The 12,098-nt window shown below is 65.3% G+C and carries 13 protein-coding genes; 8 read left to right on the forward strand and 5 right to left on the reverse strand.

All coding sequences use genetic code 11. The features are described from left to right. Nucleotides 1-2: 2 nt before the first annotated feature. The 3 genes from HEQ16_09125 to HEQ16_09135 all read right to left on the reverse strand — a co-directional run bounded on the left by HEQ16_09125 (nucleotide 3) and on the right by HEQ16_09135 (nucleotide 2,810). A complete protein-coding gene (locus HEQ16_09125; protein ID MCO4054198.1) occupies nucleotides 3-1,283 on the reverse strand; it encodes an O-acetylhomoserine aminocarboxypropyltransferase in 1,281 nt (426 codons plus the stop codon). A 121-nt stretch (nucleotides 1,284-1,404) separates the two neighbouring features. Continuing rightward, nucleotides 1,405-1,926 carry a CoA-binding protein gene (locus tag HEQ16_09130; protein ID MCO4054199.1) on the reverse strand — a complete coding sequence of 174 codons (522 nt, stop codon included), beginning with the start codon at nucleotides 1,924-1,926 and terminating at the stop codon, nucleotides 1,405-1,407. Between the two features lie 80 nt (nucleotides 1,927-2,006). Continuing rightward, complete coding sequence (locus HEQ16_09135) at nucleotides 2,007-2,810, reverse strand: enoyl-CoA hydratase (protein ID MCO4054200.1); 804 nt, start codon at nucleotides 2,808-2,810, stop codon at nucleotides 2,007-2,009. 205 nt (nucleotides 2,811-3,015) lie between these two features. Here HEQ16_09135 and HEQ16_09140 point away from each other — a divergent pair, with 205 nt between their 5' ends. From HEQ16_09140 to HEQ16_09165, 6 genes are all read left to right on the forward strand, one after another. Then, nucleotides 3,016-3,429, forward strand: a complete 414-nt coding sequence (locus tag HEQ16_09140; protein ID MCO4054201.1) for a PaaI family thioesterase — start codon at nucleotides 3,016-3,018, stop codon at nucleotides 3,427-3,429. Nucleotides 3,430-3,736: 307 nt separating this feature from the next. Further along, nucleotides 3,737-4,213, forward strand: a complete 477-nt coding sequence (gene rplM, locus HEQ16_09145; GenBank protein MCO4054202.1) for a 50S ribosomal protein L13 — start codon at nucleotides 3,737-3,739, stop codon at nucleotides 4,211-4,213. A gap of 2 nt (nucleotides 4,214-4,215) precedes the next feature. Continuing rightward, nucleotides 4,216-4,692, forward strand: coding sequence for a 30S ribosomal protein S9 (gene rpsI / locus HEQ16_09150; GenBank protein MCO4054203.1), 477 nt, complete (start codon nucleotides 4,216-4,218; stop codon nucleotides 4,690-4,692). A 437-nt stretch (nucleotides 4,693-5,129) separates the two neighbouring features. Then, a complete protein-coding gene (locus HEQ16_09155; protein MCO4054204.1) occupies nucleotides 5,130-5,417 on the forward strand; it encodes a hypothetical protein in 288 nt (95 codons plus the stop codon). Between the two features lie 307 nt (nucleotides 5,418-5,724). After that, a complete protein-coding gene (argC, locus tag HEQ16_09160; GenBank protein ID MCO4054205.1) occupies nucleotides 5,725-6,657 on the forward strand; it encodes an N-acetyl-gamma-glutamyl-phosphate reductase in 933 nt (310 codons plus the stop codon). Nucleotides 6,658-6,668: 11 nt separating this feature from the next. Continuing rightward, the gene (locus HEQ16_09165; GenBank protein MCO4054206.1) at nucleotides 6,669-7,052 is read left to right on the forward strand and encodes a nuclear transport factor 2 family protein; all 384 of its coding nucleotides are present in this window, start codon (nucleotides 6,669-6,671) and stop codon (nucleotides 7,050-7,052) included. 24 nt (nucleotides 7,053-7,076) lie between these two features. Here HEQ16_09165 and HEQ16_09170 read toward each other — a convergent pair whose 3' ends face one another. Further along, entirely contained in the window at nucleotides 7,077-7,925 is an 849-nt protein-coding gene (locus HEQ16_09170) for a fumarylacetoacetate hydrolase family protein (GenBank protein ID MCO4054207.1), read from the reverse strand. Nucleotides 7,926-8,344: 419 nt separating this feature from the next. Here HEQ16_09170 and HEQ16_09175 point away from each other — a divergent pair, with 419 nt between their 5' ends. Both HEQ16_09175 and HEQ16_09180 read left to right on the forward strand, forming a co-directional pair. After that, nucleotides 8,345-9,652 carry a transporter gene (locus tag HEQ16_09175; protein ID MCO4054208.1) on the forward strand — a complete coding sequence of 436 codons (1,308 nt, stop codon included), beginning with the start codon at nucleotides 8,345-8,347 and terminating at the stop codon, nucleotides 9,650-9,652. Between the two features lie 166 nt (nucleotides 9,653-9,818). Beyond that, complete coding sequence (locus tag HEQ16_09180; protein MCO4054209.1) at nucleotides 9,819-10,181, forward strand: DUF3088 domain-containing protein; 363 nt, start codon at nucleotides 9,819-9,821, stop codon at nucleotides 10,179-10,181. A gap of 19 nt (nucleotides 10,182-10,200) precedes the next feature. On the opposite strand, the gene phaC is transcribed toward HEQ16_09180, so the two are convergent. Then, a complete protein-coding gene (gene phaC / locus HEQ16_09185) occupies nucleotides 10,201-12,030 on the reverse strand; it encodes a class I poly(R)-hydroxyalkanoic acid synthase (protein MCO4054210.1) in 1,830 nt (609 codons plus the stop codon). Nucleotides 12,031-12,098 lie beyond the last annotated feature (68 nt).

The raw sequence follows: 12,098 nt of genomic DNA on the forward strand, positions 1-12,098 counted from the left end.
CCTCAGGCCTCCAGCGCCTGATCGAGATCCGCGATGATGTCGGCTGCGTCCTCGATGCCGATCGACAGGCGCACAACCTCGGGCCCCGCGCCGGCGGCGGTCTGCTGGGCTGCGGTGAGCTGCTTGTGCGTCGTCGAGGCAGGGTGGATCACCAGCGAGCGCGTGTCGCCGATGTTCGCCAGATGGCTGAACAGCTTGAGGTTCGACACCAGCTTTACGCCCGCCTGATAGCCGCCCTTGAGCCCGATGGTGAAGACAGCGCCGGCGCCCTTTGGCGAATAACGCTTGGCGAGGTCATGGTACCGATCGCCCGGCAGGCCGGGATAGTTCACCCAGTCGATGGCGGCATGCGTGCTCAGATGCGTGGCGACGGCCAACGCATTGTCGCAATGGCGCTGCATCCTGAGCGGCAGCGTCTCGATGCCGGTCAGCAGGAGGAAGGCGTTGAACGGCGAGAGCGCCGGCCCCAGATCGCGCAGGCTGAGCACGCGCGCGGCGATGGCGAAGGCGAAGTTGCCGAATGTTTCGCCCAGCACCATGCTATTGTATTCAGGGCGCGGCGCCGAGAGCATGGGGTAGCGCTTGTCTCCCGTCCAGTTGAACGAGCCGCCATCGACCAGCAGTCCGCCGATCGAATTGCCGTGCCCGCCGAGGAACTTGGTGGCCGAGTGGACGACGATGTCCGCGCCATGCTCGAACGGGCGGATCAGGTATGGCGAGGCCATGGTGTTGTCCACGATGAGCGGGATGTTGGCCTTCTTCGCGATGGCCGCGATCGCGGCGATGTCCACGATCACCCCGCCTGGATTGGCGATGGATTCGATGAAGATCGCCTTGGTGCGCTCCGTCAGCGCCGCCTCGAAGCTCGACGGCTCGTCGGAATCCGCCCAGACCACGTTCCAGCCGAAATTCTTGTAGGCGTTGTTGAACTGGTTGATCGAGCCGCCATAGAGCTTCCTTGCGGCGATGAACTCGTCCCCGGGCTGCAGCAGGCAGTGGAAGGTCAGGAACTCCGCCGCGTGGCCTGAAGCTACGGCGAGAGCGGCCGTGCCGCCCTCCAGCGCCGCGACGCGCTCTTCCAGCACGGCGTTGGTGGGGTTGCCGATGCGGGTGTAGATGTTCCCGAAGGCCTGCAGCCCGAACAGCGAGGCGGCATGGTCGACATCGTCGAAGACGAAGGACGAGGTCTGGTAGATCGGCGTGGCGCGAGCCCCTGTCGCCGCATCGGGCGCTGCCCCGGCATGGATGGCGAGTGTCGAGAAACCGGGATGCTGTGCGGACATGGGAGGCTCCTGATAGAACGGCGAACAATTCGTTCTTTTTAACGAACGTACATGTGGCGTCAAGGGCCTCAGGCGTCCCTCGATGCTGCGCCGGCGCTTATCCCGTTCCTCGCGGAGCCTTTCAGCGCGAGATCGTCAGCTTCTGGAAATGCTTGCCGGACAGCGTCGGCTTCTTCGATGAGAGCAGGCGCGAATTGATCCCCTGCCAGCCGATCTCACCCGAGAAACGGCCATATTCGATCTTGGGGCAGCGGTTCATCACCACCTTCACGCCAAGCGCCTCCGCCCTTGCCGCCGCCTCGTCATTGCGCACCGAAAGCTGCATCCAGATCACCTTGGGCCGGGGAACGAGCGCCAGCGCCTCGTCGGTGATGGGTCCCGCCGCCTCGGAGTTGCGGAAGATCTCGACCATGTCGACCGCGCCGGGAATGTCCTTGAGCGCGCCATGGACCACGCGCCCCAGCAGCATCTGCCCGGCAAGGCCAGGGTTCACCGGCACGACATCATAGCCGCGCTCGATGAGATATTTCGTCACGATGAAGCTCGGACGCGCCTCGTTGGCCGAGGCGCCGACGAGCGCGATGCGCTTCGTGCCCTTGAGGACATCGCGGATGAAGGCATCGTCGTAAGCGTCGTGGTTCATGCCCCACTCGTGCCAAGTTGCGCAGCGCCAGGCAAGAGCGCGGCATGCAGCCCCGCCGTGCGCCAACGCGGCGCAACAGCTCAGGGCTCCCAGCGCGGCGAGCGCTTCTCCATGAACGCTTCGATGCCTTCTTCGGCGTCGCGCGCCAGCATGTTCTCGACCATGACAGCGGTGGCATGGGCATAAGCCTCGTCAAGCCGCATTTCGTGTTGCTCGTAGAAGGCCCGTTTGCCGATCTTGACGGTCGAGGCCGCTTTCGACGCGATCGTCACGGCCATGCGCTGCGCTTCGGCGAAGGCTGCGCCCGGTTCGACCACGCGGTTGACGAGGCCCATGCGTGCGGCATCGCTCGCGCTCACCATCTCGCCGAGCAGCAGCATCTCCATGGCGTGCTTGGCCGAAAGATTGCGCGACAGCGGCACCATCGGCGTGGAGCAGAACAGGCCGATGTGGACGCCAGGCGTGCAGAAGCGGGCTTGCGCCCCGGCAACGGCCAGGTCGCAGCTGGCGACGAGCTGCGCGCCGGCGGCGGTCGCCACGCCCTCTACCGCCGCGATTACAGGCTGCGGCAGGCGCACGATGGTCTGCATCATGGCGGCGCAGCGGCCCAGAACCTCTGCGAAATAGGCGCGCCCCCGGTCGGCATCGGCACGGCGCGCGCTCATCTGCTTGAGGTCGTGGCCGGCGCTGAACACCGGCCCGGTGGCGCACATGATGACGGCGCGCACGGAACGATCCGCGCCGATGCGGTCCAGCGCGCTCTGCAAGGCGGCGATCATGCCTTCGGAAAGCGGGTTGCGCTGGTCGGGGCGGTTGAGGGTCAGCGTCGCGATCCCGTCGGCCTGCTCGGCCAGCAGCAAGGGCTGTTCGTGCCTGTCATTCATGTCCTGGCTCCATTCCCGCGCCGCGTGCATCGTGCCGCTGGCGGCGAGGCGGGCCTGGCCCCGCCGCCCACGGGCGAGGCAGGGTTGACCAGACCTGCCTGTGACGCGACAGATGGCTGCGGCGCAAACTGCCTGCCGACGTGCCGATGGCGGGAAACGTCATGCGCCCGATGCCTCCAGCAGAGCTTCACCTGTCATGACCCTGATGACCGCCGCCGAGATCGACGCCTTCCTCGACAAAGAATTCCCGCAGATCCATCACGGCGGCAAGTCCTATCATGTCGAGGCTGTAGGGCCGATGACCGCGCGCCTGCGCTGCGCGTATCACGAGCGGCACATCCGCCCCGGCGGCACCATCTCCGGCCCCACCATGATGGCCCTGGCCGATCTGGCGCTCTATGTCGCCATCCTGGCGCAGATCGGGCCTGTCGGCCTCGCCGTCACCACCAACCTGGCCTTCAATTTCCTGCGCAAGCCCGGCCAGGCGGCGCTGATCGCCGACTGCCGTCTCCTCAAGCTCGGCAAGCGGCTCGCGGTTGGCGAGGTGTCGATCATCTCGGAAGGCGCCAGCGATCTCGTCTGCCATGCCACCGGCACCTATTCGATCCCGGGGCGCTGATTGCCCCGCGCGGGGTGGCTGCCCATGAGGGCGCAATCTGCACAGGCTGAGCCTTCGGACATCGAAGCCGGATGGCTCTTGCCGCCACATGGGGCCGCCCGGGGCCGCCCGGCTCTGGAACCGGATGCGGTAAAATGATACCGTTCTTGATGTATCCATGTTTTTCAATGGTTTGATCTGGATTTCCTGTCGCTGGCGTGCTTGACAGCATTCCGTGCTTGCCGCATAGACCGCGCACACCGCCGCCGTGGCAGCCATGCCGTGGCGGCATTCATTTCCAACGTCCTCAAACGGGTAGGGGTCTGTCATGACAGCGCTCACCACGGCGACACGCTCGCTGAAGCCCGCCGAAGTCGAGAAGAAGTGGGTTGTGATCGACGGTTCCGGCCTTGTGGTCGGTCGTCTGGCCTCGCTCGTTGCCATGCGTCTGCGCGGCAAGAACAAGGCCTCGTTCACGCCCCACGTCGATTGCGGCGACAACGTCATCGTCATCAACGCCGAGAAGGTGCTGCTGACCGGCCGCAAGAAGGAGCAGAAGGTGTATTATCACCACACGGGCTTCATCGGCGGCATCAAGGAACGCTCCGCCAAGTTCATCCTCGAAGGCCGCTTCCCCGAGCGCATCGTGGAGAAGGCCGTGCAGCGCATGCTGCCGCGCGGCCCGCTTGGCCGCGCCCAGCTCGGCAACCTGCGCGTCTACAAGGGCACCGAGCATCCGCACGCAGCCCAGCAGCCCGAGGCTGTGGACCTCGCTGCACTCAACCGCAAGAATGCGAGGGCTTGAGCATGGCCGAAATCCTCCAGTCCCTTGACCAGCTCAAGGGTTCCGCCGCGGCCCAGCCCGAAGCCCCCCGCCATGTGCAGAAGCTCGACAAGCAGGGCCGCGCCTATGCCACTGGCAAGCGCAAGAACGCCGTGGCCCGTGTCTGGATCAAGCCCGGCAAGGGCAAGATCATGATCAACGGCCGCGACCTGCCGGTGTATTTCGCCCGCCCTGTGCTGCGCCTGATCCTCAACCAGGCCCTCCAGATCGCCAACCGTGAAGAGCAGTATGACGTCACGGTCTCGGTCAAGGGCGGCGGCCTCTCCGGCCAGGCCGGCGCTGTGCGCCATGGCCTGTCCAAGGCGCTGACCTATTACGAGCCCGAGCTGCGCGGCCCCCTCAAGAAGGCCGGCTTCCTGACCCGCGACAGCCGCGTGGTCGAGCGCAAGAAGTACGGCAAGGCCAAGGCCCGCCGCAGCTTCCAGTTCTCGAAGCGCTGATCGTTCGGGAACACGCTCTGTTTGGATCGAACCAAGGGCGGCCTTCGTGGCCGCCCTTTTCGTTCTGGACGATGGGGAGCCATCCCGGCCTTTGAGACTACGTATTCATACCACCCGGAGTGCTCCGGATTTCGCATCATGCGCTTTTGGGGCTTGCTATCCTCCTGATCGTTCGGGGGAGCGATCAGTATGCGTGACCTTGGCCGGTATACGGCCTGGACATGAAGCGTCTGGCGGCGTGATCGCCGCCGGCGCACCCCCCCTTCGGCCTGCGACCTGCGACCCCGCGACCCCGCGACCTGCGACCCCGCGACCTGCGACCCCGCGACCTGCGACCTGCGACCCTGCGGCGCGCCGCTCTTTGCCTTCCCAGTCACGCTGGTTCAGATAGTCTTGCAGGCGGGACGATGGGTTCCGTTTCGGCTCGGGAGCCTTTGATGTTGCGTCTTGTCGCAGCGGTGGTTGCGGTCGCCTTGCTGGCACTGCCCGCGATCCTGATCGCTGCGCGCTCGCCGCTGCCTGCCGGCGCCCGGCTGCTGCTGTCAGCCTTCGCCTTTCTTTCGCCGCTGTTGATGATCTGGGCGATCCATCTGGTGCCGGCCCTCAACGGCGAGGCGCCGGATCACTCCGCCTTCTGGCGCGGCGTCGGCATCCTGCTCTCGGTCGCAACCCTGATCGTGCCCTGGCTGATCTATGCCGTTGCGCGCGATCGCGGCGCGCGTTGATCCTGCACGCTAGGATCGCATGAATCAGGATGGCAGGGGCCTGAATCACTTGCTGAGCCTGCCGGCGCAAGCTGTTGCAATGACTCGAAGACCCGGCGCCAGCTATCGGTCCGTGGCACCGGCGGATTGACAAGGCCGCCGATCCGGTCCCATAACCGCCGCATGATCCTGAGCCTCGCCCGTCGCCGACGCAGCTGCCGCCTTTCGCTGGCGCGCTGACGCTCGTTCCCGGGCCGAACGCACCCAGCCGCGCCTCTGCGCGGCTTTTTCATGTCCTGAACGCAGCCATCGGGCAAAGAGGACCATCATGACCACCAGGGCGACCATCTTCATAGACGGGGAAAGCGGCACCACCGGCCTCGGCATCCGCGAGCGTCTGGCAGCCATGCCGGAGATCGCCATCGCCAGCATCGATCCCGCCCTGCGCAAGGACCCGGCGGCCAAGCGCGATCTTTTCGGCCGCGTCGATCTCGTCGTGCTCTGCCTGCCTGACGATGCCGCCAAGGACGCCGCCGCGATGGCGGACGGCCTGCCGGGCGGCGGGCCCCGCATTGTCGACGCCTCCACCGCGCATCGCATCGCGCCTGGCTGGACCTATGGCTTCCCCGAATTATCCGCCGAGCAGGGCAGGGCGGTCGCTGCATCGCGCCGGGTCGCAAATCCGGGCTGCTATCCCACTGGCGGCATCGCGTTGATCCGCCCTCTGGTCGAGGCAGGGCTGATGGATGCCGACCATCCGGTGACGGTCAATGCGGTGTCCGGTTACTCGGGCGGCGGCAAGGCCATGATCGAGGCCTACACGGCCGGCGCCGCGCCCTCCTTCGAGCTTTATGGCCTTGGCCTTGAGCACAAGCATGTGCCGGAGTTGCAGCTTTATTCCGGCCTCAGCCGCCGGCCTCTCTTCGTGCCATCGGTCGGCAACTTCCGGCAGGGGATGCTGGTCTGCGTGCCGCTGCATCTTGACCTCATGAAGGGCAAGCCCACGCCCGCCGACCTGCAGGCCGCGCTGGCAAAGGCCTATGCCGGGTCCGAATGGGTGTCGGTCGCATCCGCCGAGGCGGTGGCCTCGCTGGGCGGCAAGATCGAGGCTGAGGCGCTCAATGACACCAACAAGCTCGAACTGCGCGTCTTCGGCAACGCCGCGCGCGGGCAGGCCGTGCTGGTGGCCCGGCTCGACAATCTCGGCAAGGGCGCGTCGGGCGCGGCCGTGCAGAACATCAGGCTGATGCTGGGCCTTTGAGGGAGGGATCGATGAGCCAGATCGACGAGGACATCGCCGCGATCGCGGCGGCGACGCAGGTCTATTTCGACGCGCTGCATGATGGCGATGCGGACGGCTTGGCCAGGGTCTTCCTGCCCAGTTCCTCCCTGACCCAGAGCGTGGACGGCGAGATCGTCATCACGCCGCGCGACGCCTGGCTTGATGCGGTGCGCAAACGGCCCTCGCCGCGTGCGAGCGGGCTGGCGCGCCATGACCGCATCCTTGCCATCGACCGCATCAGCGGCACGCTGGCGCATGTGAAGGTGGCCTGCGCGATGCCGCCCCGGCACTTCATCGACATCCTGTCCTTCCTGAAGTCCAGGGATGGCTGGAAGATCGCCCAGAAGGTGTTCACCACGGAGACCCGGGCCTGAAGCCCGGGCCTTGCAGGCCCCGGCTCAGCCGGGATAGGCGACGAAGCGCTGTTGCTGGACGCCGAGCCCCTCGATGCCGAGGCGCACGGTCTCGCCGCCATGCAGATAGCGCGGCGGCTTCATCCCCATGCCCACGCCGGGCGGCGTTCCGGTGGTGATCACGTCGCCGGGCATCAGGCGCATGAAGCGGCTGGTGTAGCTCACGATGGTCCTGACATCGAAGATCATGGTGCGGGTCGAGCCGTTCTGCACGCGCTGGCCGTCGATCTCGAGCCACATGCCGAGGTTCTGCACATCCGCGATCTCGTCCCTCGTGACGAGCCAGGGCCCGATCGGCCCGAAGGTGGGGCAACCCTTGCCCTTGGTCCATGTGCCGCCGCGCTCGATCTGGAATTCGCGCTCGGATACGTCGTTGCACACGCAGTAGCCGGCCACGGCATCCAGCGCGTCCTTCTCGTCGATGTAGGAGCCGCCGTCCCCGATCACGATGGCGAGTTCGACCTCCCAATCGGTTTTCCTGGAGCCGCGCGGGATGATGACGTCGTCATTGGGCCCCACGATGCAGGAGGGCGCCTTGTTGAAGATGATGGGCTCGGCCGGAATGGCCGCGCCGGTCTCGGCGGCATGGTCGGCATAGTTGAGGCCGATGGCGATGAAGTTGCCGACCCCGCCAACGCAGGCGCCCAGTCTCGCGCCGGCCGGCGCCAAAGGCAGGCTTGCCGGATCGATGGCCCGCAGCCTTGCGAGGCCATCCTTGCGAATCGCGGCGCCCGTGATGTCAGGCACGATCCCCGAAAGGTCACGAACTGCGCCCTGCGCATCGATCAGGCCCGGCTTTTCAGCCCCTTCGGCCCCGAATCTCACCAGCTTCACCGCGCAGCCTCCCCTTGAATGGCCCTTGTTGTTTCTGCATGAGCGCAAAAACACGGCCTTTCGGCAAGGGGAGTCGGGCTCGCCAGGGGCCAGCCATGTGAATACCTCATTGCAAATGTTGCTGATTTGCAACGATGACGGGCAAATGCACAGGCCATGCGCGATTGCGGGGGCTTGAGTGGCGCACGCCCGCCTGCCGGATGCAGGCAAAACTGCGGAGAAAGCAGGGCTGTTTTGGCTCAATGCCGCCCTACAGCGCGCATTTTGCCCAAAACGACGATTTTGCAGGAGTGGCTGGCCGGTTACGGCATGACCCGACCGTGGTTTCGCTGCTCTTGTAAGAAACAGAACGACTTGGCACAAACATTTCCAGAAAAGGCGACGACAGGCCTATTGAAAAAACATCCAGGGTGGATTCAATGATCACGGTTCGCAACGCGCTTGGTTTGACGGCTTCGGCAGCCGTTATGGTCCTTGCGGCATCGGCTGCGCAGGCGAGTTCATTCGCCATCCGTTCCGGCCAGTCGGCCGAGGGCCTCGGCATGGCCTATGCAGGCGCGGCCTCCGGCGGCATCGGCTTGGGCGCAATGGCGTGGAACCCGGCGACGATCACGATGTTCCCCGGCCGCACCAGCCAGTGGAACGCGACCTATCTCAGCGCGACGGCCACTTATCGCCTGATGCCGGGAACTTCCGGCGTCATCTCGCCGCTCGGCGATTCCAGCCAGATCGGCCTGAACGGCGCCTTCATACCTGCGTCTTATAACGTCTGGCAGCTTACAGACCGCCTGTTCTTCGGCCTCACCAACACCGCACCATTCGGCCTTCGCTCCAAGCCAGGCGGCCGGGATGGCGTCTGGGCCGGCCAGACCTATGGTCGTTCGGCCACCATTCGCACGGTGAACATTGCTCCGACCGTAGGCTTTGCGGTCAATGACTGGATCTCGATCGGCGCCGCGCTTCAGATCCAGTATGGCCAGGTTGACCTCAAGCAGGCCCTAGGCGTTGCCGCAGCCTCACCAAGCGGGCAGCTCCGTGGCGACTCCTATGACTTCGGCTACCGGGTCGGCGTGACGCTGACGCCGTGGAATGGCACGAATATCGGTCTTGCCTATCGTTCCGGCATCGATCAGCGCATCAGGGGCCGTTTCTCTACGCCTCTGGGCTCCACCCCCGTCTCCGCCAACCTGCCGCTTCCCGGCTCGGTGGTGTTCGGCCTCTCGCAGGTCATCAACGAGCAGTGGCAGGCGCATCTCGGCGTCGAGTGGACCAACTGGGGCCGCTTCGGCACCATTCCGGTCACCAACCGGCTGACCGGCGCGAACGTCACGAACCTCCGCTTCGAATACAAGGACAGCTGGTACTTCTCCGGCGGCGTCGAGTACAAGTGGAACCAGGCGCTCACGCTCCGCGCCGGCGTCGGCTACGAGCTGTCAGCCGTCGATGAGTCGAGCCGCAGCGTCTTCGTTTCGGACAATGACCGTCTTTGGCTGTCGGCCGGCTTGAGCTACCAGATCACCAACAAGCTGAACTTCGACCTTGGCTACACCTTCATCACGGTCAACAAGGCTCGCATCGCCTATGGCCCGGGCACGTCGCAGGGTGGTCCTCTGCCGCTGCGCGCCGAGGCTTCCCCGAAGATCCATATCTTCGCGGCCGGCCTGACCTATCGCTGGGATGACCCGGCGGTGGCGATCCCTGCCGCTGCCGCGGTGCGCAAGTACTGATCGCGGCCACCCGTTCTCGGGGAGCCTGAGGGCTACCTGACGGAAAGCCGGCCTCCGGGCCGGCTTTTCCTTGTCCGATGCGGGCTCGCGCGGCATCGATCCGCAATCAGGCCCAGGCCAGGATGAGGCCAGGATGAGGCCGCGAGGATGCCGCGAGGAGGCCGCGATGAGAAAACCGATCCTGTTCCTGATCCGGCCCAATTCCCGGCCTGACCATACGGAGGGCTGGTATTGCCCCGACTGCGCGCTCATCGAGGGCGTGCTGCACTATTACCCGCAACTGCGCGAGGTGATCGATGTGCGGATGGTCGATTTCCCGCGCCCGCGCCAGGCCATCATCGACCTTGCGGGAGAAGGTGCCCAGGACTGTCCGTGCCTGCTCCTCGATCCCGTCATGGGCCCCGCCGAAGCCCCCGTCGTCAAAGGATGGCGCGTCATCACCGAGGACACCCGGCTGATGCTCGATGTCCTTGCCGGGCTTGCGCCGGGAGTCGGCCGTTCCGGAACAGGTTCGCTGTTTACGGCCTGATCTGCGAGGCGGCCCCGCCTCAGGCCCTGATCTTCACATAGGTTCCCGGCGCGTCGCAGAGCGGCTTGTGCTTGCGGCTGCCGAGCTTTGTGCGGGCCGCGACCGTGGCCGGCGCCTGCGCGCGGATCCACTCGAACCAGTAGGGCCACCATGAACCGGGCGTTTCCTGAGCTTTGGCTACCCAGCTCTCGAATGTGCCTTCCGGCTTGCCGCCCGTCCAGAACTGGTATTTCGGCTTGGCCGGCGGGTTCACGACGCCGGCAATGTGCCCTGATCCCGACATGACATAGCTCACTGGCCCGCCAAAGCAGGCGGAGCCGTTGAACACCGACTTCGCGGGCGCGATGTGATCTTCCTTGGTCGCAAGGTTGAAGATGGGAATGGTCACCTTGCCAAGATCAAGCCGCACATCCCCGACCTTCATCTCGCCCTTTGAAAGCCTGTTCTCAAGATAGCAGTTGCGCAGGTAAAAGGAGTGGTTGGCCTCCGGCATCCGCGTGGAATCAGAATTCCAGTACAGCAGGTCGAACGGGTAGGGCGACTGGCCCTTGAGATAGACATTCACGACATTTGCCCAGATCAGGTCATTGGGCCTGAGCATGTTGAAGGCGTTGGCCATGCGTGCGCCGTCAAGATAGCCGCGCAGCTTCATCTGCTCCTCGATCGACCGGATCTGCTCCTCGTCGACGAACACCTTGAGTTCGCCCGGATCGGTGAAGTCCACCTGCGTGGTGAAAAGCGTGGCGCTGGAAATGCGCGTGTCGCCCTTGGCGGCCATATAGGCCAGCGTCACGGCCATCATCGTGCCGCCCACGCAGTAGCCGATGCCCGTGACGTCGGGCTGGCCGGTGATTTCGCAGGCCGCGCCGACGGCGGCCAGCACGCCATCCTCCATGTACTCCCTGAAGCCCATCTGGCGGTGCCGTTCATCGGGATTGACCCAGGACACGCAGAACACCGTGAGCCCCTGCGCGACGCACCAGCGGATGAACGATTTGTCGGGGTTGAGATCGAGGATGTAGAATTTGTTGATCCAGGGCGGCACGATCACCAGTGGCCGGGCCAGCACCGTCCCGGTGGTGGGCGCATACTGGATCAGCTCGATCAGATCGTTGCGGAACACCACCTTGCCGGGCGTGATCGCCATGTTGACCCCGACCTCGAAGCGCTCCGTGTCGGTCATCCTGACCTTGAGCTCGCCGTGTCCGGCGGCGACATCTTCGGCCAGCATCCTCATGCCGCGCACCAGGTTATCGCCGTTCTGGCGGAAGGTTTCGCGGATCAGCTCGGGGTTGGTCGCAAGGAAGTTGGACGGCGCCAGCGCGCTCGACAACTGCTTGACGTAGAACCTTGCCTTGTCGCGCGTGTGCTCGTCCACGCCATCGGCCCTGTCCACCACGGTCTCTGCCCAGCGCGAGGTGATAAGGTAGGCCTGCTTGATGAAGTCGAACACCGGGTTGGCCTGCCATTCGGCGTCGGCGAAGCGACCATCCTTCGGGTCAGGCTGAGCCACCGGCGTCGAGGGCTCGCCTTGCATCTTCTTCAGCGTCTCGGACCACAGCGACAGGAAATTGGTGGCGATCGCGGCCTGAACCTCCACGGCCTTCTGCGGATCGGACAGCACCTTCTCTGCCACCTGGCCAAGGGTCTTGACCAATTCGCCCGCCTCGTCGGCCAGCCCGCCCTTGGCCTCGCCCCGTTCGAGCGGCTTCATCATGGCGGCGGTCGCCTTGCCGGCCTGCTCCACGAAGCGGGCCACATTGCGAGACAGCGCCTCGAAATCGGGCGGAGTCAGGGCGTCCGATGCGGCCGGAGCGGCAGGGCCGGCATCCTGCGGAGTCTTGGCCATGGCGTTTCATCTCCCCATCTGCAGTGTTTATCGGTCCGTGCCACCGATGCACCGCAATTGCAGGACTA

This window comes from Bosea sp. (in: a-proteobacteria) (genome assembly GCA_023910605.1).
In the GTDB taxonomy this organism is placed as follows: Bacteria; Pseudomonadota; Alphaproteobacteria; order Rhizobiales; family Beijerinckiaceae; genus Allobosea.

What these genes read in the sequence shown, in the direction of transcription:
- HEQ16_09125 (MCO4054198.1), bottom strand. Translation starts at nt 1,283, where the DNA reads ATGTCCGCACAGCATCCCGGTTTCTCGACACTCGCCATCCATGCCGGG.
- HEQ16_09130 (MCO4054199.1), bottom strand. Translation starts at nt 1,926, where the DNA reads ATGAACCACGACGCTTACGACGATGCCTTCATCCGCGATGTCCTCAAG.
- HEQ16_09135 (MCO4054200.1), bottom strand. Translation starts at nt 2,810, where the DNA reads ATGAATGACAGGCACGAACAGCCCTTGCTGCTGGCCGAGCAGGCCGAC.
- HEQ16_09140 (MCO4054201.1), top strand. Translation starts at nt 3,016, where the DNA reads ATGACCGCCGCCGAGATCGACGCCTTCCTCGACAAAGAATTCCCGCAG.
- rplM (MCO4054202.1), top strand. Translation starts at nt 3,737, where the DNA reads ATGACAGCGCTCACCACGGCGACACGCTCGCTGAAGCCCGCCGAAGTC.
- rpsI (MCO4054203.1), top strand. Translation starts at nt 4,216, where the DNA reads ATGGCCGAAATCCTCCAGTCCCTTGACCAGCTCAAGGGTTCCGCCGCG.
- HEQ16_09155 (MCO4054204.1), top strand. Translation starts at nt 5,130, where the DNA reads ATGTTGCGTCTTGTCGCAGCGGTGGTTGCGGTCGCCTTGCTGGCACTG.
- argC (MCO4054205.1), top strand. Translation starts at nt 5,725, where the DNA reads ATGACCACCAGGGCGACCATCTTCATAGACGGGGAAAGCGGCACCACC.
- HEQ16_09165 (MCO4054206.1), top strand. Translation starts at nt 6,669, where the DNA reads ATGAGCCAGATCGACGAGGACATCGCCGCGATCGCGGCGGCGACGCAG.
- HEQ16_09175 (MCO4054208.1), top strand. Translation starts at nt 8,345, where the DNA reads ATGATCACGGTTCGCAACGCGCTTGGTTTGACGGCTTCGGCAGCCGTT.
- HEQ16_09180 (MCO4054209.1), top strand. Translation starts at nt 9,819, where the DNA reads ATGAGAAAACCGATCCTGTTCCTGATCCGGCCCAATTCCCGGCCTGAC.
- phaC (MCO4054210.1), bottom strand. Translation starts at nt 12,030, where the DNA reads ATGGCCAAGACTCCGCAGGATGCCGGCCCTGCCGCTCCGGCCGCATCG.